The organism is Proteus sp. fly-1013 (assembly GCF_040140245.1).
In the GTDB taxonomy this organism is placed as follows: Bacteria; Pseudomonadota; Gammaproteobacteria; order Enterobacterales; family Enterobacteriaceae; genus Proteus; species Proteus mirabilis_B.
Map to the genome: position 1 here is coordinate 79141 of NZ_JBEEWD010000004.1, position 20543 is coordinate 99683.

A 20543-nucleotide genomic window follows, 5' to 3' on the forward strand; every position below is an offset into this window, starting at 1 on the left:
TATGGATGGAACTATCTAATTAGTGATAATTAGTTTTGAGATTGTGCCTGAGCTTCAACAACAGCTAATGCCACCATATTCACGATACGACGCACTGACGCAATTGGTGTCAAAATGTGAGCTGGTTTAGCAACACCCATTAATACTGGCCCTACTGTTACACCATCAGAACTCGTTACACGTAATAAGTTATAGCTAATACGTGCGGCTTCCATTGTTGGCATAACTAACAGGTTTGCAGAGCCTTTTAATGGGCTATCTGGCATCACGTCACGACGAATAGATTCTACTAATGCCGCATCTGCATGCATTTCACCATCAATTTCTAATTCAGGTGCGCGTTGTTTGATTATCTCTAATGCTTTTCTGAGTTTGATTGAAGATGGACTATCAAATGAACCAAAGCTTGAACGAGAAACCAGCGCTGCTTTTGGCTCAATACCAAAGCGACGGATAGTATCAGCAGCCATAATCGTAATATCTGCTAGTTGTTCTGCGGTTGGATCTTCATTGACGTAAGTGTCTGTAATAAAGGTGTTACCACTTGGCAATAACAGTGCATTCATTGCTCCGGCAGTTTCCATCCCTTCACGTAAGCCAAACACATTTTTGTAGATTTCAAAATGTTCAGAATAGCTACCTACTGTACCGCAAATCAGGCCATCTGCTTCACCTCGGCGAACCATAATGGCACCAATCAGTGTTGGATTACCAATCATTGCACGGCGAGCTTGCTCTTGTGATACACCGCGACGTTTCATGATTTGGTGATATTCTTGCCAGTACTCTTTGAAACGTGGATCGTTTTCATTATTCACCACTTCAAAGTCTTTACCCGCTTTAATATGTAAACCCAATTTCTGAATACGCATTTCAATCACACTAGGGCGACCAATTAAGATTGGTGTAGCTAATCCTAATGTTACTAGCTCTTGTGTTGCATGCAGTACGCGATTTTCTTCCCCTTCTGCTAACACAATGCGTTTTTTCTCTTTTTTCGCTTGAGAGAAAATAGGTTTCATAAATAAGTTCGTTTTATAAACAAACTCATTAAGGTGTTCGATATAAGCAGAGAAGTCTTCAATTGGGCGTGTTGCAACACCTGAATCCATCGCTGCTTTTGCAACTGCTGGCGCAATTTTCACAATCAAACGTGGATCAAATGGTTTTGGAATAATGTATTCAGGTCCAAAAGAGAGCTCCTGATCACCATAGGCAGAAGCAACTTCTTCGTTTTGTTCTGCCAATGCCAATTCTGCAATAGCATGAACACAAGCAAGTTTCATCTCCTCATTAATTGCCGTCGCACCAACGTCTAATGCGCCACGGAAGATGAATGGGAAACACAATACGTTATTAACCTGATTTGGGTAGTCAGAACGCCCTGTGCAGATAATCGCATCTGAACGTACTGCTTTTGCTAGCGGTGGTAAAATTTCAGGCTCTGGATTGGCAAGCGCAAGAATAAGTGGATCGCGTGCCATTTTTTTGACCATTTCTTGCGTTAATACGCCCGGTCCTGAACAACCTAAGAAGATGTCGGCATTATTAATAACATCATCTAATGTACGAGTACCGTTATCTTCAATCGCATAAGCCGCTTTAGTTTCTGCCATATTGGCTTCACGACCGCGGTAGATAACCCCTTTAGAGTCACATACAGTGATGTTTTCGCGTGTTAGCCCTAAAGCAACTAATAAGTTCATACAAGCAATAGATGCGGCACCGGCTCCTGATACCACTAATTTTACTTTGCTGATCTCTTTTTTAATAATACGCAAGCCATTGAGAATAGCGGCTGTAGAGATAATCGCTGTACCATGTTGATCATCATGGAATACAGGAATATTCATTTTTTCACGCAGTTTTTTCTCAATATAGAAACACTCTGGTGCTTTAATGTCTTCGAGGTTAATACCACCAAATGTTGGCTCTAATGACGCAATAATATCAACGAGTTTATCAGGATCTGTCTCATTAACTTCGATGTCAAAAACATCAACGCCAGAAAACTTCTTAAACAAAACGCCTTTACCTTCCATCACAGGCTTGCCTGCTAAGGCACCGATATTTCCAAGTCCAAGTACCGCAGTACCATTTGAAATCACCGCGACAAGGTTGCCTTTGGCTGTGTAGCGATAAGCTGCTAGAGGATCTGCTGCAATTTCTAAACAAGGAGCGGCGACACCCGGTGAATAAGCTAATGCTAAATCACGTTGGGTTGTAAGTGGTTTTGTCGGTGTTACTGTGATTTTGCCAGGTACGGGAAATTCATGAAAATCTAGAGCGCTTTGTTTTAATTTGTCTTCCATCTTCATATCCTTTGTATCAATAGGGTAAGGGCTTCGTTAGTATAATGGTAATGGAGCGTTAAATCATGACGGCTCCGACACTTTTTTCAAATTAGTAAACTAGATTCATTATAAACAATTAATACCTAGTTATAGGTATATTATTAACGCTATTTAATTTCATCTGTGTAATAAACTCGAACAGAAAAAAGACAATATTTGTTTATTATTTACCAGATATTAAATTAACATTTAAAATAATTAAATTTTTTATATAGTTTAAAAAAACAATAACTATTTTCACTTGTTGATTATTTTTAAAATAGCCTTACTTCTGTACAACTCATTGTAACTATAAAGATTTTATAGAATTAGATGTTTTGTTAGTCTTTTTGGTTATTTTCTTTTTTACCCGTAACAATAATTGGTGTAATATTGCCAACCGTCAATTTTATTTTCTTATTGTTTTAATAAGATGTCTGATTCTAATTTTTATTCCTCATTTGGAATTTACTTTTTTATTTTCTGCTATTGGAAAGATTACGCACATTATTATTTTTTTTTAGGGAGAGGGGTTATGCCTAGCTACTCAATTATGATAGTGGATGATCACCCTATCATGAGATATGGATTACGGCTATTGTTAGAAAAAGACAAGGATTTTGTCGTAGTAAGCGAAAGTGGCAATGCTCAAGAGGCTGTAACCGCTGCAAAACAGTTAAATCCAGATTTAATTATGATGGATTTAAATCTACAAGGGCGTTCAGGTATTGATATTATTCGAACACTTCGTCGCTCTGGTTTAACATCTTATGTTCTTGTTTTATCCGTTTCTGATTCACGTAATGATGTTTACGCTGCGTTGGATGCAGGCGCAAACGGTTATCTTTTAAAAGAATGTGAGCTAGACATGCTATTACTTAGTCTGCGTAAAGCGGCTGTTGGGCATCCGGTTTACAGTGAGCGAGTGTGGCAATATATTCAGCTTAGGCAAAACTATTCTGATCCACTTTCAGCGTTGACTAAAAGAGAATTGGATGTTCTTCATGAAGTGTCTGCTGGAATGAAAAATAAGCAAATTGCTGAGAATTTATTTATTTCTGAAGAAACAGTGAAAGTTCACATTCGTAATATTTTAAAGAAATTGCAAGTCACTTCTCGTTTAGCTGCCAGTCTTATTCTTATTAAGCATCAGTACTAAACGTTTTACCCCGACACTGGGTCGGGGTAATAAGATATATCGTTTCAGTATTTCATTTAAGTCTGTATCAAGTCATTTATTACTCGATAGGTACAGGATAGCTCAATACTTTAAAATGGTTATCTGGTAATTTTTCGATATTTAACTGATACAACTCTCGATTTATTCCATTAATCACAATATCAAGTTCGCTAAAAGCGGATTGTATTTCTTCATTGGTTGCCCATGAAGGAATACCTCTCACTCCATAATAGAAATAAATTTTACTTTTACCTGAGTCTATTGGCTGAATTTCTTTTATCTGACTAATGAAAAGATGACCATAGCAGAAATCTTGATAAGGTTGCCAAGCTTTACGCCCTTTTTCACTAAGATTAAACACCCACTCTTCTCCATTTGCGGTTTGTTCAATCAATCCAGCTTCGACTAATGCATGCATTCTTTCTAATACCCAGGGTGCATCATCTTCATTGCTGTACACAGGCCATTTCCCTTCGCCCAAACACAATAAATAATCACTGTTAAAAAAGGCCTCTAAGGCTATTTTATACTCATCAACTTTTGGACTGTCTTTTTCTTCATCAGCCCAGCTAAAAGAAGAGAGTAAAAGCAATATAAGACTCAGTGAAATACTTTTCATATTTTCTTTTACCAACGGAAATCTTTATTCGTATTTGTATTACTCTACGCTACACAATTCGTTACACTAACGTGACAGTTTAATATCCGATATATTTTATAATGTAAATAGGATTTTTCACTACAACAAAAGCTGTTATTTTGGAATTGTATAACACTCATTCACATCAATACTAATATTACGTATTGTCATATAAGGAAAATATCATGTCCACGACAAACCTGACATATACCATGTACGGCATAAAAAATTGCGATACCATCAAAAAAGCGCGTAAATGGTTAGATGATAATCATATTCCTTACGCGTTTCATGATTACCGCAAAGAGGGTTTGACGGAAGCATTATTACGCACCTTTACAGAAAATTTAGATTGGCAGACACTTGTGAATAAAAGAGGAACAACTTGGCGTCAATTATCCGATGAAGAAAAGAACGCAATCACTGATGTTACCTCAGCAATTTTACTTATGTTAGATAAACCTGCCATTATTAAACGCCCTATTCTTGTGTCATCTGACAACCGTTTTATTGTTGGTTTTGATACCAATGATTATTCGACCTTTACAGGAGCCTAATTTTTATGTCCTGTCCTGTTATTGAGCTTGCACAACAACTCATTTCGCGTCCATCAATCAGCCCTGATGATCAAGGTTGTCAGCAATTGATCATTGATAGGCTTGCCCCTCTTGGTTTTACTATTGAAAGAATGCCTTTTGGTGAAACTGAGAATCTCTGGGCTTGTCGTGGTGGTGAAGGTGAAACGCTGGCTTTTGCTGGTCATACTGATGTTGTACCAACTGGTGATCCTAATTTGTGGGATAACCCGCCTTTTGAACCGTCTATTCGTGATGGTATGTTATATGGGCGCGGGGCGGCAGATATGAAAGGTTCGCTTGCCGCCATGATCGTAGCAGCTGAGCGCTTTGTTCGCTCTTATCCTGAACACCGTGGGCGACTCGCTTTTTTAATTACATCAGATGAAGAAGCTAAAGCCGCAGATGGTACGGTTAAGGTCGTACAATCTTTGATGTCACGTGGCGAACGCCTTGATTATTGCCTTGTGGGTGAACCTTCAAGCCAACATCATTTAGGTGATATGGTAAAAAACGGTCGTCGAGGCTCAATAACAGCAAATTTAATTATTCAGGGTGTGCAAGGTCATGTCGCTTACCCTCACCTTGCAGAAAATCCTATTCATCTTGCCTCTCCTTTTATCCAAGATCTTGTTAATACTGTTTGGGATGAAGGCAACGAATTTTTCCCAGCCACCACAATGCAAATTGCCAATATTCATGCTGGTACAGGCAGTAATAATGTGATCCCCGGTGAGCTGTTTATTCAATTTAATTTCCGTTTTAGTACTGCTATTACAGATGAAGAAATTCGTCAACGTACAGAAGCTCTATTACAAAAGCACCAACTTCGCTACCAATTAGAATGGTCGTTATCGGGTCAGCCTTTTATTACTGGGCAAGGCAAGTTACTTGAAGCAGTACGTTATTCCGTTAAGCATTACACCAATTTAGAGCCAGAACTCTCCACCAGCGGAGGCACTTCTGATGGCCGATTTATTGCACAAATGGGAGCACAAGTTGTCGAATTAGGTCCCGTTAATGCAACAATTCATAAAGTTAATGAGTGCGTTAATGCAGCAGATTTACAACAGCTTAGCCGTATTTATCAGCGGGTTATGGAGCAACTTATTTTATGATAACGCCTTTAATGTTGACAGGCCGTTCTACCGACCATTTAGTCACTTTATCCGGTCAACATCGCTTACAGTTTAATGCCACTAAGGCTTTTTTAGCGTTACAACAACAAGCCACAAAAGCAGGCTTTAAGTTAATGCCAGCCAGCTCTTTTCGTGATTTTAATCGTCAATTAGCGATATGGAATGGGAAGTTTGAAGGCAGTCGCCCTGTTTTAGATGCACAAAGCCAGCCAATCGATATTCATGCATTATCAGAAGGTGAACGCTGTCTTGCTATTTTAAAATGGTCAGCCTTGCCCGGCGCAAGTCGCCACCATTGGGGCACTGAGATTGATATTTACGATCCTTTTCGCTTACCTGAAGGCCAATCATTACAATTAGAACCTTGGGAATACGAAGAAGGTGGCTATTTTGCAGAGCTTAATGAATGGTTAACGGAAAATATGTCAGCATATGATTTTTATCGCCCTTTTACCCATAAAGAGAGCGATATTGCTTATGAACCTTGGCATATCAGTTATTGGCCCCTTTCTCATGAAGCGTCTCTTGCTTACACACCTGATATTCTAAAATCGGTGTTAGAAGAAGAGGATATTTATGGTAAACAGTGGCTATTAGCTAATCTTGACGAAATATTTGCACGTTACATTGTTTTGCCTGAATAACATTATTTTTCACATGGAGCTTCTTGTTGATCGTTAACAGGAAGTCTCCACATAAATATCAACAAACACACTAAGATTATCAGCAATAATATTCTGACCCAAAGCATAGACACTAACCACAGTGAAATCGCAAAGGTAATTAAGATCACTAAGATAGCTTTAGGTTTCGCCCCTTTAGGCATAGCGTGATAAGTTTGCCAATATCGTAAATAAGGGCCAAACCAAGAGCGATAAAGTAACCAATAATGGAAGCGCTTTGACGAACGAGAAAAACACCATGCGGCTAGTAATAAGAAAGGAGTAGTGGGTAATACAGGCAAAATAACCCCTAATGTGGCTAATCCCACACATAACCAACCTGCTATAATCAATAATATCCGTTTCATGCTGTGCTTTTCCAACTCATGCTTTATTGCGTTATTTTATAGAGTAAATAAAAAAGATCCTCATTCTCAACAACAATTTTAAAATATAAGGCTTATTTATGCACTGGCTTGCTGACTATTGGTGGGTAATTTTAATTCTTTTAGTAGGAATTATTATTAACGCTATTAAAGATATGAACAAAATCGATCCCAAGCAATTTCTTAAAAATAAGCGAAAGTTACCGCCACATCGTGATTTTAATGATAAATGGGATGATGAAGATGATTGGCCTAAACAAAATCAAAACAAGAAGGATGAGAATAAGTAGCTAACCACTGTTGATAACGCGATGTTAACTGAGCATCTTTTTCAGCCATTAATTGTGCGCATTGCTCTCTTAATTGCTTAGTTAAGACTTTTTTTCCTGATAAAGAAAACTCAGCCACACACTGCTCAACTGATTTATTGTCTACAAAAAAAGCCACTAGTAACGGGTAGTGTTGCTCATAACCTACCAAAAAGTTAGCAACACTCTCATAAACAGTAAGGGCTGGACGATGGGCAAATGCAAAGCCCGCCATCATTAACCAATCGTCTTGTGGTGTAGCAATATGACTTGGTATTAACTTATCTGCTAAACAGAGTTTTGTTTGCTGTTGTATCTGCGGATATTGCAAAGCAAAAGCACGTAAAGAAGAGTGCAATAACTGTTTGCCTTTTTCTGTTAGTGGGTAAATCGCCATTGCGGCATAACATCCACTGCTCGCCTCTTTATGTACTCCTAATCGCACTATTTGAAAGCCACATTGTATCCAAAACTGCGCTAACACTTCGGTGTAACCAAAACTGACAGAAAGATAATCAATAGCCTGTTCTTGGCTCTCTTTTACAATATTAGAAATTAAAGTTGCTGCAATTTTTTGACGTCGATATTGAGGCAAAACAGCAATACGGCTAATACGCAATGAATTCAAACACATTGCATCAGGTGTTAAACCATAAGTGACTAATGATTGAGCAACTAAATTGCCTCTAGGCCTACGAGTGCCTAGCCAAACATCATGAGCTAGCTCGACAGATAGCCCACCTTCTTCAATACACCACACAGCACCTACGATTTTTTTATTGATTGATGCTGACCAATAACGTTGCTTTTGACCATCAAGTAAACGTCGTAGATCAAGTGATGTTGTTCGATAATGCGCACTAGTAAGCAATTGATAAAAATCATGTAGTTGTGAAATGTTATTGTGCCAATTTCCTTGAAGCTGGTGGACATCGACTTCACCTTGCTGCTGACAATCAAAATCATACTCAGGCTCATCAAGCAATAACAACTGATTAAGCCAATTTTCTAATGGGCAATCTTTAGCCCAACGAATGGGCATTTGTAATTGATAGGTACGTAAATTAGGAATGTTATCTCCTAATTTCAGCATAAAACCTCGCCCTGTTCCTTCATAGCCTTGTACTGTGGTTGTCATTAATACATTAGGAAAATAACCACACAACGCTTCTAGTTGTGCAATAGGTAGAGAGGCTGCCTCATCAATAATCAACCAATCACTTTGAATTTCGTTATTTATGCATAGCGCTAATAAATTATCAGGAGAATAAAATGAAATGGCTTTATTGGTATGTGAAGATAAAATATCTGTACTATTTTTAGCTGGTGCACATACCAGTACACTTCCTTGATACTGTTCGATAAACATTCCCGCCAGCGCTGACTTTCCTCTGCCTCTTGGTGCAATAACACTCCAAACACCGGATGTCGATAAGAGTAAACTATCTAAAATCGCTTGCTGTTCTGCGGTCGGTTTACCTTGTGGAAGCGCCCAAGGTTTAGTTTTTTCAATCAATGTAGGTAATTGAAATGACGCTGATTGTTGCCATATGATCACTTGATCATCACTCAAAGTGATGTTTTTTAGCCACGCCATAAAATTTGGCGTTGAAAGCACACCTTGAGCATCATTCCAGCGCTGACTATCGTTATCGATATAACTATCCCAATTTTCAATATCAGGTAGACATAAAATCAATAAACTACCTGCTTTTAATGTGCCTGTTAACATGGCTAAAGCATCAGTATTAAATCCCCCATTGGCATCAAAAACAGCATGCAGAAACTCACGTCCTAACAGACGAATAGCTTGTTCAGGCAAAACAGCATTAGATTGATTGGAAGAAATTGTGACCCAATCACCTTGGCATAATTGAGTAATTTGCTGGATCTGCGTCACTTGCCATGCAGGATCACCTGCTAATAGCAATAACTGACGTTGCCCTAATTGCGCTAATTTTTGCTGATATTGATGTAAATGAGAAAATGACACAGCTAGGATTTACCGATTAACAGCGAAAGAATACCTGCTGCAATTAATGGTCCAACAGGCACACCTCGGAAAAGTGCGACACCAATGACGGTTCCCACTAATAAACCAGCAACTGTTGAAGGCTGGTTATTCATTAAAGAAACACCTCGTGCACCTAACCAAGAAACCGCGATACCTATTGCAATCGCTAACAGTGATTTCCAGTTTAAAAATGAGTTAAGAACTTCTTGCCCTGAAATACGCCCTGTTGCAATGGGTGTCATTACCCCAATGGTCAGAATTAAGATCCCGATGGTCATGCCATATTTTTCAACAACAGGAAAATATTGATTTAGAGGCGTGATTTTAATCACTAGCAAAGCAAGCATTGCTAACGTTACAGTCATATTATGACTAATAATGCCAAGCCCGGCGAGAACCAGCAAAATTAATAGTGAGGGATCAACGTTACTCATGTTTGTTCCTAAGCCTTTCTCTTTATAGCGTTAATTGTCTTTTATTTACCGATGAATGGTATTAGTTCAAAGATGAAGAAGCAAATGTATCACAAGATTTGATATTGCCACTGTTATAGCCACGCATAAACCAAGTCTTACGTTGTTCTGCGGTGCCATGTGTAAAGCTATCAGGCACGGCATAGCCCTGTTGCTGTTTCTGTAATTTGTCGTCACCGATCGCTTGCGCCGTTTTTATCGCCGTTAATAAATCGCTTTCATCAATACGGCCTTCACCTGCAATAAAATGTCCCCACATTCCAGCAAAACAGTCTGCTTGCAGTTCTAATTTTACAGATAAACGATTCGCTTCTGCTTTTGAGCGTGCCATTTGTTGTTTTTCACGCATTTGATTAGTAATACCTAATAAATGCTGAACATAGTGCCCTACTTCATGCGAAATCACATAACCTTGAGCAAACTCACCACCGCCACCTAGGCTATGTTTCATTTCATTATAAAAAGAGAGATCGAGATAAATTTTTCTATCCGCTGGGCAATAAAAAGGTCCCATTATTTTTGTACCAGTGCCACATTGTGTCGTAGTGCTATTGGTATATAACACAAGTTTTGGATAGCTATATTGTTTGCCCGCTTGTGCAAAAATAGTTTGCCAAAAATCTTCTGTACTGGCTAAAACGACGCTACTAAAATCTGCGGCTTCATTATAAAGGGCACTTTGTTGTTCGTTGCGTTGTGGTGCTTGGTTGGTTTCACCTGTTAATGAGTTAAAGTCAAACCCCATAAAACTGGCTATCACTAAAACAATAATAACCACAAACCCGTATTTGGTGCGTAATAAAAGTGCAATTAATCCTAATGGAAGATTACCACCACCTGATGCGGAGGAAGATTGCCCTCTTCTATCTTCAACATTGTCACTTCTTCGGCGATCATTCCAACGCATAACTTATCCCCACTGTTTAAATAGACCACTTTAGCTTTATTTTGAACAAATTTATCACTTGATTTGAGATAATAACAAAAAATTGCACTCTCTATTCCCTATTTTTTGAGAACAAAATAATAGAGACTGTTAGAGAAAATAACTCAACACATCCTAGTTATTTCATAATAGAATTCTTATTTCTTACCCTTGTGTTTTTCTTCACTAATAAATAGATAATTTAATGACTCGAACTCAACGTTTACTCACTTTATTGCAGATTTTAAAAGAAAATCGCTATCCGATAACAGCAGAAGCGCTGGCAGATAAATTGGAAATTAGTGTCAGATCTATTTATCGTGATATTGAATCTTTGCGTAACCAAGGTGCTGAAATCACGGGTGAAGCTGGTATAGGTTATCAACTAAAATCAGGTTTACTCCTGCCACCATTAACCTTTGATATTAATGAACTTGAAGCGCTTATTTTAGGTTTACGTTGGGTAGAAAGTCATACAGATAAAGAATTAAGTCATTCTGCATTACGGGCAATTAATAAAATCAATGCCGTAGTAACAACTCAGCACCAAACCTTACTTGAACAAAACACATTGTTTGTTCCCACTAACAGAATTATTGAAGTTGATCACACCATTGCCAAAGATATGCGTTTTAGTTTACGCGAAGAAAAGAAAGCCAAAATAGATTATCAGGATGCTCAAAAAAAATTAAGCACTCGGATTATTTGGCCGATTGCTGTGGGTTATTTTCAAGATTCTCAAGTTATTGCCGCATGGTGTGAATTACGCCAAAGCTATCGCCATTTTAGGCTTGATAGAATTATCTCTTATGAAGTATTAAGTGATAATTTGCCTTACCCTAAAAGCTATTTATTCTCACGCTGGAAAAAAGAGATCTTGAAAGAGACTCCTGACAGAAATTGACACATGGTTTGCGTAATATCTTCCTTACTGTTCTTCGTTTAGCTGTCCTAATCTAAATAATATCATATTAATCAACACAGTAAGGAAACATTATGAGTGAACTTATTCTTTATACTAATGCAATGTCTCGCGGTAACACTGCTGAGCTTTTCTTAAAAATATTAGATGTGCCTTATCAGCGTGTTGAATTAGAATATGGCGCACCAATGCGTACTCCTGAATATCTTGCTATTAATCCGATGGCAAAAGTTCCTGCATTAGTGGATGGTGAAGTCGTCGTTACAGAGACGGCGGCAATTTGTACTTATTTAGCAGATAAATTTATTGAGAAAGGATTTGCTCCCGCCCTTAATTCACCCGAACGCGCTGCTTATTATCGTTGGTTCTTTTTTACCGCAGGCCCTATCGAATCTGCATTTACTATAAAAGAGCTTGGTATTGAACTTAATGAAGAGCAGCAAAAATCATCTGGTTTTGGTTCTTTTGAACGCGCTTTTCATTGCTTAGAGACGGGCTTAGCCAGCGCTAAACCTTACCTTTGTGGTAAAAATCTGACTGCCGTTGATGTGTATGTGGGTTATTTCCTTATATTTATGTGCAAGTATGCACTTATTCAACCTACCCCACTGATTAATCAATATATTGATAGCCTTGCGCTTAATAAAGAATTTAAACAATTATTAGAAAGTTTAGAATTACGATAAATTTTCTTATTATTAAATGTAATTCAATCAAGCTATCTCCCTAGTTGCTTGTTTTATACATTCCATTTAATACGCCCCATTTAAGACAAAAGGTCAGCTTTTAAGCTGACCTTTTCTAATTACATCTTATTAAATTTGACGTAATCGTTTGCGTATTTAGTCTAAAGAAACACCGATTCGACGTGCAACTTCTTCGTATGCTTCAATTAATCCGCCTAAGCTTTGACGGAAACGGTCTTTATCCATTTTATCTAAGGTATTTTTATCCCATAGACGGCTTCCATCAGGAGAGAATTCATCACCTAATACCACTTTGCCATGAAATAGACCAAACTCAAGTTTAAAATCGACTAAAATAAGTCCTGCTTTATCAAAGAGTTCGCTAAGGACATCGTTTGCTTTATAGCTCAAACGTTTCATTTCTGCGAGGTTTTCTTTAGACACCCAACCAAAGGTTTCACAATAAGATTCATTGACCATAGGATCATGACGAGCATCATCCTTTAAGAATAAATCAAAGATTGGTGGGTTTAAAAGTGTACCTTCTTCGATACCTAAACGTTTGACTAATGATCCCGCTGCACGATTACGGATAACACATTCAACAGGTACCATATCGAGTTTTTTTACTAGCACTTCATTATCAGAAAGCAAACGTTCCATCTGCGTTGGGATACCCGCTTCTTCCAGTTTATTCATAATGAAATGGTTAAATTTGTTATTTACCATGCCTTTACGATCAAACTGTTCAATACGTTGGCCATCTAACGCTGATGTATCATTTCTGAATTCAAGGATAAGAAAATCAGAAGATTCAGTGGCATAGACCGTTTTGGCTTTTCCACGATACAACTCAGCTTTTTTCTGCATCTGACACACTCCAAAGATGTGATAGGTTTAACAAGAAATTTGCTTCCCATACTCTACTCTAGATCAGACAAAAAAGCTTTTAAAACGTGAGTACTATCACTAAAAAATCTCGCCTTTAATCTGAAGTTCACAACGTTTTTTTATTAAAAATAATCTCTATTATTAGAAATAATATTCCAATTAATTCTATTGAACAATCACACTCATAACGAAAGCTATAATCATCAATAAAAAGATCGTTTGGTAAAATCAGAATATATAAAATATAAAAAGTCAGAATAAGAATAATTATAGATTATATCACTGCATTATTTCTATTTTCAGATGATATTCTTAATAAGCATTAGTTCTGTTTCATATTACATTTATTTTGAGTAATCAATAATAAAAAACCAGATTAATTTCTTTTTATTGAAATTTAATCTGGTTATCAGTATTAGCATCAACGCGTTTTAATGATTTATCTCTAATCTATTTTTATATTTAAAAAGACTTATGTTATCTCTTAATAACATCATGCTTTAATTAAATAATGTAACAGTAGATCTCATAAGCAAACCAGCCTAATAAAGCACCTGCAGGTAAATCAATTAAGTAATGTTGTTTCGTAAACATGCAAGATAATGCAATAAATAATGGGAATAAGAAAACCCAAGGCCCTAAGGTTGCATAAGCAAGACATGCGGTGAGTGTTGCAACGGAAACGTGCATACTAGGGAAGCAGTTTGAGGAATCATCAAAATACTGAACAAACTTAAGAAATTTCTCTGACGCTGTTTTTCCTGGGTTTAATGTGCGCCAATGTGCTGGAGTTGCAACAGGGAACACAACAAAGAAAAACATTTGCATGACTAACAAAACAATATAACTAAAAACAATCATAATGAATTGTCTTGAGTCTTGAATGATCCAGTTGAGATATAAAATTGCAGGATAATATAAAAAGCTATAGATCCATGACCACCATGGCCAGAAAGGAATTTTTTCATCAATCGGTGAGTTAATAACTTTCACTTCTCTCAATGTATATCGTTGAGTAAAAAAATAAAATTGATAAACACCTACAATAAGTATCCCACTTAATATCAAGTGAATAATCATATCACCTGCACTCATAAATACCCCTTCATATAGTCAGAGAATGCTTTGTTATTTTTATTTAAGAATAAGAATTGACGCAATATTGCATAAATTTAATCGTATTGCATTAAGATTAATATTATTAATAATTTTAAATTAAACCTTATCATTAAAAGAGCATTCAGTTAATGATGTTAAATCTGGTAATTTCGATTGTCTTTTTATAAATAAATTTCAATTTAGATTAATACAATTAAGTTAAGATCATAAAAAAGCCGCACAATATTTATTGTACGGCTTCTCATATTTTTAAAAAATAATACTTATTTAACAGGCTTACTAAAAGCAGCTTTCAGTGCAGCAACCATTTGATCATTTTGTGATTGTGTTAATGGTTTACCTTTATCACTGATAAATTGTAAACTACTGCGGTTATTTAAATCGCCGACTTGTAATTTATAATCCGCTTCTTCAACAGTTGGTCTATCAACACCTAACGCACTCCAGTTCGCACTGCTCATTCCTTTATAGGTTACTTCAATTGAACCTTTAGAACGTGTGCGATCACCCATCTTCATACCAACACTTTCTAATGCGATTGGTAATCTATCCCAAACTACATCAAATGGTGCACGAACGATAATCACTGGAAGGCCCGCATTATCACTGCCACTTTGGACATCGATAATACCTTGTAAGCTACTGCTTGCCGTATTTTCGCTTAAATTACGCATACGGTTTAAGCCATCAACCAATTCGTTAAGCATTAAAATATTGTAACGCTTCACCTCAGCCGGATCAGTCATCTCAGTTTCGCCTTGGCGTAAACCTTCATTAGTCACTGTTAACGAAATAACATTACCTGACTGAGCAATCACTAAACGCTGACGTGTTTGGAAAGGTACGTTTTCATCTGCACGTAACCATGTGATCCAATCAGTGTGGATCTCTTTTTGCCCTGCATCACTTTTGGCAATCGCAACACCTTTCTCTTTTAAGATAGAGCTAACTTGCTCATACAGTGTTGTGTTTTCAGGTGAATTTGGTAATAACAAACGACTGTTATCTGCATTATTTTCACTGCGTGAACCACTTAACAGATTCAGTGCTTGAGTTGGTGGGCGAATATCAAGCGCTAAACCAACAGGTTCAGTTTTTTTAGGGGTTGGAATGTCATATTCCCCATTTTGCAAAGGCAACACCATACCCGCCGGAATTGCTAAATTCTTTAGCCCTGCCGTCTCTAAATAAGACTCATCACCACTGACCTGACGTTTATAGCGCTGATCACTTGAACAGGCTGCCAGTAAAACCACCAGCGACAGACCCGCGACTTTCATAATCTTTGATTTATGCAATAGTGTTGCCATTAAAATTCCCTAAGTTTTACAGTATTCCCGCTGTTAACAGCGCTTTCTCAACAATTTGCTGACCTGATGATGTCAACGGAGTCATAGGTAAGCGCAATGTGGCGTCTTCAATCAATCCAATACGTTGACACGCCCATTTAGCTGGGATTGGATTAGGTTCAACAAATAACTGATGATGTAAGTCCATCAGACGTCGATTAAGTTCACGTGCTTTTGCAAACTCACCCGCATTTGCTAATCGACATAATTCTACCATCTCTGACGCTGCAACGTTAGCAGTAACCGAAATAACACCATGACCGCCAAGTTGCATAAAGTCTAATGATGATGCGTCATCGCCACTTAATAAGATAAAACTATCATCATTAACCAACTCTTGGATTTGACTAACACGACTTAAGTTCCCTGTCGCCTCTTTAATTGCCACAATATTATCCAACTTGGCTAAACGTGCAACTGTTACAGGCAATAAATCGCATCCAGTGCGACCCGGCACATTATACAGGATTTGTGGTAATGCTGTGCTTTCAGAAATCGCTTTAAAGTGCTGATATAACCCTTCTTGTGAAGGTTTATTATAATAAGGTGTAACACTTAAACAACCTGCAATACCTTTATTTTCAAACTGTTGTGTGAACCAGACTGCTTCAGATGTTGCATTAGCACCCGTACCAGCAATCACAGGAATACGCCCATCAGCCATATCTAATGTCATCAGAACAACATCAACATGCTCGTCATGACTTAATGTTGCAGATTCTCCTGTTGTGCCAACAGAAACTATTGCGGCACTGCCTGCATTAACATGATAGTCAACTAATTTACGTAAACTAACCCGGTCAACATTGCCTTTTGCGTCCATTGGTGTAACCAATGCCACCATACTGCCTGTAAAATTAAATTCGTTATTCACCATAATCATTGCTCCGAGATAGACGTATACTCAATGGTACTCATTCGTTGCTCTATTGAAAACTACTTAACTCTAGGTTTCTAATGAAATTTGCTAATATTCTTTGATATGAATTAAAGAGATATAATAATTGAAGATAGTGAGCAAGGGATCTTGGCAGAAATCGAAATTTGTGTTTACCTGTTAAGAATAAACTGAAAGTCAAAAGGAACCTTATTTTGCCCATACCTGATAAACATTTTCTCGTCATTACTGCATTAGGTGCTGACCGTCCTGGTATTGTTGATACCATTACACAATTAGTCAGCCAATGCGGATGTAATATCGAGGACAGCCGACTTGCGATGTTTGGTCAAGAGTTTACGTTTATCATGCTACTTTCAGGTGGCTGGAACGCTATCGCACAATTAGAAGCGTTGCTGCCCATTAAAAGTGCGGAACTGGATTTATTGACCGTAATGAAAAGAACCACCAATGGTGCGCCGATCACCTATCCTTCAACAATCGCAGCAAAAGTTGATATTGAAGATGCGCCCGGTATTGTAGAACGCTTTACTAATCTATTTAGCCAACATAATTTTAATCTTGCTGAATTAATATCTAAAACACACCCGTCAGAAGATGGCTCACCTGCCCGTTTAGAAATACAAATTACGGCGCATAATCCATTAGATGATCACGGTATTGTTATTAATGAGAAATTTAATCAATTATGTACAGAGCTGAACGCTCAAGGCACAATAAGTATCGTAAATAGTCTGATGATGAAACAGTAAAAAATGGAGAATGACCTAATGAACCCATTAAAAGCCGGTGAAAAGGCGCCTCAATTCAGTCTGCCCGACCAAGATGGAGAAACAATTAATTTATCTGATTTCGCAGGCCAACGTGTGCTCGTTTATTTTTACCCTAAAGCAATGACACCGGGTTGTACAACTCAAGCTTGTGGCTTACGTGATGAAATGGATGCACTAAAAAAAGCTAAAGTTGAAGTACTCGGCATCAGCACAGATAAATCAGAAAAACTTTCCCGTTTCGCTGAAAAAGAGATGCTAAATTTCACGTTGCTTTCGGATGAAGATCATAAGATTGCAGAAGAGTTTGGTATCTGGGGAGAAAAGCAATTTATGGGGAAAACTTACGATGGTATTCATCGTACAACATTCTTAATTGATAAAAATGGTGTTATCGAACACGTATTTGATAACTTTAAAACCAGTAATCACCATCAAGTCGTTCTCGAATATCTCGCTCAGCATCCATAATAAAAGCTTAGTATTGATAAGATAACAGACAGTTTGCACTGTCTGTTTTTTTATCTACTTTTTATTTGTTTTTTGTTAATCCGTTCAATGCTGTCTTCAGTTTTTCTTTGTATGTTGCTCATTCGCAATTTCATCGGGTAATGCATGCAATACTGCTTTTATCAGCGTTGCTAATGGTATCGCAAAGAATACGCCCCAAAATCCCCACATTCCACCGAATATAATCACTGACAATATAATAACTAAAGGGTGCATATTTACGGCTTCAGAGTACAAAATTGGTACTAATAAATTGCTATCCAATCCTTGAACAACAAGATAAGCGATAAATAACGCCCAGAAATCAGAGCCTAATCCCCACTGAGATAATGCAATCACAATAACTGGAATTGTTGCTAAAACAGCACCAACATAAGGAACTAAAACAGAAACGCCGACGATCACAGCAAGTAATACAGAGTAGCGCAAGTCGAAGAAAGCAAATACAAAATAAGTGAAAACACCCACAATTATCATTTCGGTTACTTTGCCCCGAATATAATTGGTAATTTGCTGGTTAACTTCAATCCAAACTTGAGCTGCCAATATTCTGTTTTTTGGTAAAACACGACGAACCGCATTAAGCATCTGTTGCTTATCTTTAAGTAAGAAGAACGTCATTAAAGGCACAAGAATAAGATAAATCGACAGTGTAATAATTCCGATTAACGAAGCTAAAGACACTTTTAATACAGATTCAGCCACCGTTGAGAACTTACTGCGTAAGTTTTCTGCCATCATATCAACAATACCCGCATCCATTAATGCAGGGAAACGATCCGGTAATTCATGCGCAAATGCATTGAACTTATTGATCATATTTGGGATATCTGAAATCAGTGTCATCCCTTGCTGCCACACAGTTGGCGCTAAAATCAAAATAACAATGGCACTAATACCAATAAAGAGTGTCAGAATTATCGATACTGCCCATATACGGGCGCATCCTAATTTCTCAAGTAAATGAGTTGGCCACTCTAAAAGATAAGCAAGCACAATTGCCACTAATAAAGGAGCAAGTATGCCACTGAAAAAATACAGAATTGAAAAGCCGGCAATCAAAATGACCACAAGGGCGATAACTTGTGGATCAGCAAATCGGCGTTTGTACCATTGAACAAGCAAGTCCAGCATGAAAATAAAGATCCTTTATAATAATCAGAATAATAGAGCTGTATGTATTCATTTACATAAGCAATAATCTTTTGACAGATTTTACGTTAGGTTTTGCTATCATACATCATTAATTATTAATTTTTCGTTAAGATAGCCATCAGGATACAGTTGTATGAAACTCAGACTTAAAAAACCATTAGTCGCGCTTCTTGTTTCTGCGTTGCTATCAACATCAGTAGTGCCCGCTCAGGCTGCGATTGATATTGAAGACTCTTTACCTGATATGGGAACCACCGCAGGTTCAACATTAAGCATCAATCAAGAAATCGCTATGGGTGATTACTATACTCGCCAACTGCGAAATAGTGCACCATTAGTTTTTGACCCATTACTTTCTAACTATATTAATAATTTAGGACAAAAACTCGTTTCGAACGCCAGTTCAGTCAAAACTCCTTTTCACTTTTATTTAGTTAACAACCCCAATATTAACGCCTTTGCTTATTTTGGGGGAAACATTGTTTTGCATTCCGCACTCTTTCGATATAGCCGAACAGAAAGTGAATTAGCCTCTGTTATGGCTCACGAAATCACACACGTTACTCAACGACATTTAGCACGAATGCTTGAAGATCAGGCTAAAACAACGCCCCTTGCTCTTGCTGGTGTATTAGGTTCTATTCTGATATTTATGGCAAACCCGAATGCAGGTCTTGCAACCTTTACAGGTAGTATGGCGGGTATGCAGCAAAATATGATCACGTTCACGCAAATGAACGAGCAAGAAGCAGACCGTATCGGAATACAGACACTCTATCGTGCAGGATTTGATCCCAAAGGGATGCCGGACTTTATGCAAATTCTTGCTGATCAAGTAAGATATAGCTCTAAACCGCCTGAAATGTTATTAACGCACCCCTTACCAGATAGCCGTTTATCCGATGCAAGAAGTCGAGCAAGTCAATTTCCTGCTCGACAGGTTCCACAGTCAGCTGATTTTCTGTTTGCTAAAATGCGTGTATTAACCATGTTGACGAAAAATCCAACATCAGAGAATGCATTACAAACGATACTTGATCAGTTTAAGCAAGGTACAGCTCTTGAAAAGTCAGCTGCAAATTATGCGCTAGTACTTATCTATTCTCGTGATCGTAAATTTGATGACGCAAGAAAACTGCTCACTCCGATGTTAGAAAGAGAGCCGAATAATATTTGGCTTATTGATGCCATGACCGATATCGATTTAGAACAAAACCGTGCAAGCGATGCGGTTGCAAGATTACAACAGGCATTGAAGCAAAAACCCAATAACAATGTCCTTATTGCCAACTTAGCTAACTCATATATGCATAATAAGCAATATAACGAAGCAAACCGCCTGCTTTATCGTTATACCTTTGATAACCCAAACGATCCTATCGGCTGGCAATTAATGGCAGAAAATTCAGCCAAACAAGGCGATAGAGCTCATGAATTAGCCGCTTATGCAGAAGATTTAGCGCTAAGGGGTGACTTTGAAACAGCGATCCGTTATTTAGGTGATGCAAGCCGACAAGTTAAATTAGGCAGTAATGATCAAGCTCGCTTTGATGCTCGCATAGACCAATTAAGAAAAATTCAGCAAAGAGACAGTCAATTTAAATAAGG

At 37.7% G+C, this 20543-nt stretch carries 21 protein-coding genes; 10 read left to right on the forward strand and 11 right to left on the reverse strand.

Annotated features, from left to right (window positions below):
- Positions 1 to 29: 29 nt before the first annotated feature.
- Positions 30 to 2312 (reverse strand): NADP-dependent oxaloacetate-decarboxylating malate dehydrogenase, encoded by a 2283-nt coding sequence (gene maeB / locus ABN236_RS09115; RefSeq protein ID WP_088495313.1) that lies wholly within the window; start codon positions 2310 to 2312, stop codon positions 30 to 32.
- Between the two features lie 556 nt (positions 2313 to 2868).
- Between maeB and ABN236_RS09120 the strand changes: the two genes are divergently transcribed.
- On the forward strand, positions 2869 to 3492 hold the full coding sequence (locus ABN236_RS09120) for a response regulator (RefSeq protein WP_069368881.1): 624 nt from the start codon (positions 2869 to 2871) through the stop codon (positions 3490 to 3492).
- 79 nt (positions 3493 to 3571) lie between these two features.
- Here the strand turns inward: ABN236_RS09120 and ABN236_RS09125 are convergent, their stop codons facing one another.
- On the reverse strand, positions 3572 to 4132 hold the full coding sequence (locus tag ABN236_RS09125) for an SEN1982 family lipoprotein (RefSeq protein ID WP_088495312.1): 561 nt from the start codon (positions 4130 to 4132) through the stop codon (positions 3572 to 3574).
- Positions 4133 to 4338: 206 nt separating this feature from the next.
- On the opposite strand from ABN236_RS09125, the gene ABN236_RS09130 reads away from it, so the two are divergent.
- The 3 genes from ABN236_RS09130 to ABN236_RS09140 are packed head-to-tail and all read left to right on the forward strand — an operon-like array spanning position 4339 to position 6511.
- A complete protein-coding gene (locus ABN236_RS09130) occupies positions 4339 to 4710 on the forward strand; it encodes an ArsC family reductase (RefSeq protein WP_349473856.1) in 372 nt (123 codons plus the stop codon).
- 5 nt (positions 4711 to 4715) lie between these two features.
- The gene (gene dapE, locus ABN236_RS09135) at positions 4716 to 5846 is read left to right on the forward strand and encodes a succinyl-diaminopimelate desuccinylase (protein WP_349473857.1); all 1131 of its coding nucleotides are present in this window, start codon (positions 4716 to 4718) and stop codon (positions 5844 to 5846) included.
- Positions 5843 to 6511, forward strand: a complete 669-nt coding sequence (locus ABN236_RS09140) for a M15 family metallopeptidase (protein WP_088495309.1) — start codon at positions 5843 to 5845, stop codon at positions 6509 to 6511. Before dapE ends, ABN236_RS09140 begins: the two co-directional genes overlap by 4 nt.
- A 2-nt stretch (positions 6512 to 6513) precedes the next feature.
- Here the strand turns inward: ABN236_RS09140 and ABN236_RS09145 are convergent, their stop codons facing one another.
- Positions 6514 to 6897 carry a DUF454 family protein gene (locus ABN236_RS09145; protein ID WP_088495308.1) on the reverse strand — a complete coding sequence of 128 codons (384 nt, stop codon included), beginning with the start codon at positions 6895 to 6897 and terminating at the stop codon, positions 6514 to 6516.
- Between the two features lie 98 nt (positions 6898 to 6995).
- Between ABN236_RS09145 and ABN236_RS09150 the strand changes: the two genes are divergently transcribed.
- Positions 6996 to 7205 (forward strand): YpfN family protein, encoded by a 210-nt coding sequence (locus ABN236_RS09150; protein ID WP_075671870.1) that lies wholly within the window; start codon positions 6996 to 6998, stop codon positions 7203 to 7205.
- Here the strand turns inward: ABN236_RS09150 and ABN236_RS09155 are convergent.
- From ABN236_RS09155 to ypfJ, 3 genes are all read right to left on the reverse strand, one after another.
- Positions 7168 to 9216, reverse strand: coding sequence for a tRNA(Met) cytidine acetyltransferase TmcA (locus ABN236_RS09155; RefSeq protein WP_349473858.1), 2049 nt, complete (start codon positions 9214 to 9216; stop codon positions 7168 to 7170). The genes ABN236_RS09150 and ABN236_RS09155 overlap by 38 nt on opposite strands.
- A gap of 2 nt (positions 9217 to 9218) precedes the next feature.
- Entirely contained in the window at positions 9219 to 9671 is a 453-nt protein-coding gene (locus ABN236_RS09160; RefSeq protein WP_006533030.1) for a DUF441 domain-containing protein, read from the reverse strand.
- Between the two features lie 61 nt (positions 9672 to 9732).
- Entirely contained in the window at positions 9733 to 10617 is an 885-nt protein-coding gene (ypfJ, locus tag ABN236_RS09165) for a KPN_02809 family neutral zinc metallopeptidase (RefSeq protein ID WP_349473859.1), read from the reverse strand.
- Between the two features lie 223 nt (positions 10618 to 10840).
- Here ypfJ and ABN236_RS09170 point away from each other — a divergent pair, with 223 nt between their 5' ends.
- Both ABN236_RS09170 and ABN236_RS09175 read left to right on the forward strand, forming a co-directional pair.
- Positions 10841 to 11539 carry a helix-turn-helix transcriptional regulator gene (locus ABN236_RS09170; RefSeq protein WP_349473860.1) on the forward strand — a complete coding sequence of 233 codons (699 nt, stop codon included), beginning with the start codon at positions 10841 to 10843 and terminating at the stop codon, positions 11537 to 11539.
- 92 nt (positions 11540 to 11631) lie between these two features.
- A complete protein-coding gene (locus tag ABN236_RS09175; protein ID WP_311754970.1) occupies positions 11632 to 12243 on the forward strand; it encodes a glutathione S-transferase family protein in 612 nt (203 codons plus the stop codon).
- A gap of 156 nt (positions 12244 to 12399) precedes the next feature.
- On the opposite strand, the gene purC is transcribed toward ABN236_RS09175, so the two are convergent.
- From purC to dapA, 4 genes are all read right to left on the reverse strand, one after another.
- On the reverse strand, positions 12400 to 13113 hold the full coding sequence (gene purC / locus ABN236_RS09180) for a phosphoribosylaminoimidazolesuccinocarboxamide synthase (protein WP_088495303.1): 714 nt from the start codon (positions 13111 to 13113) through the stop codon (positions 12400 to 12402).
- Positions 13114 to 13638: 525 nt separating this feature from the next.
- Positions 13639 to 14229 carry a phosphatase PAP2 family protein gene (locus ABN236_RS09185; RefSeq protein ID WP_088495302.1) on the reverse strand — a complete coding sequence of 197 codons (591 nt, stop codon included), beginning with the start codon at positions 14227 to 14229 and terminating at the stop codon, positions 13639 to 13641.
- Between the two features lie 287 nt (positions 14230 to 14516).
- Positions 14517 to 15563: an outer membrane protein assembly factor BamC gene (gene bamC, locus ABN236_RS09190; RefSeq protein ID WP_088495301.1), complete on the reverse strand. Its 1047-nt coding sequence runs from the start codon at positions 15561 to 15563 to the stop codon at positions 14517 to 14519.
- 16 nt (positions 15564 to 15579) lie between these two features.
- On the reverse strand, positions 15580 to 16479 hold the full coding sequence (gene dapA / locus ABN236_RS09195; RefSeq protein WP_023581903.1) for a 4-hydroxy-tetrahydrodipicolinate synthase: 900 nt from the start codon (positions 16477 to 16479) through the stop codon (positions 15580 to 15582).
- Positions 16480 to 16694: 215 nt separating this feature from the next.
- On the opposite strand from dapA, the gene ABN236_RS09200 reads away from it, so the two are divergent.
- Positions 16695 to 17252, forward strand: coding sequence for a glycine cleavage system transcriptional repressor (locus tag ABN236_RS09200; RefSeq protein ID WP_088495300.1), 558 nt, complete (start codon positions 16695 to 16697; stop codon positions 17250 to 17252).
- A gap of 18 nt (positions 17253 to 17270) precedes the next feature.
- Entirely contained in the window at positions 17271 to 17741 is a 471-nt protein-coding gene (gene bcp / locus ABN236_RS09205; RefSeq protein ID WP_088495299.1) for a thioredoxin-dependent thiol peroxidase, read from the forward strand.
- A gap of 96 nt (positions 17742 to 17837) precedes the next feature.
- Here the strand turns inward: bcp and ABN236_RS09210 are convergent, their stop codons facing one another.
- Entirely contained in the window at positions 17838 to 18914 is a 1077-nt protein-coding gene (locus ABN236_RS09210) for an AI-2E family transporter (protein ID WP_088495298.1), read from the reverse strand.
- Positions 18915 to 19068: 154 nt separating this feature from the next.
- On the opposite strand from ABN236_RS09210, the gene bepA reads away from it, so the two are divergent.
- Complete coding sequence (gene bepA, locus ABN236_RS09215) at positions 19069 to 20541, forward strand: beta-barrel assembly-enhancing protease (protein WP_349473861.1); 1473 nt, start codon at positions 19069 to 19071, stop codon at positions 20539 to 20541.
- Positions 20542 to 20543: the final 2 nt, after the last annotated feature.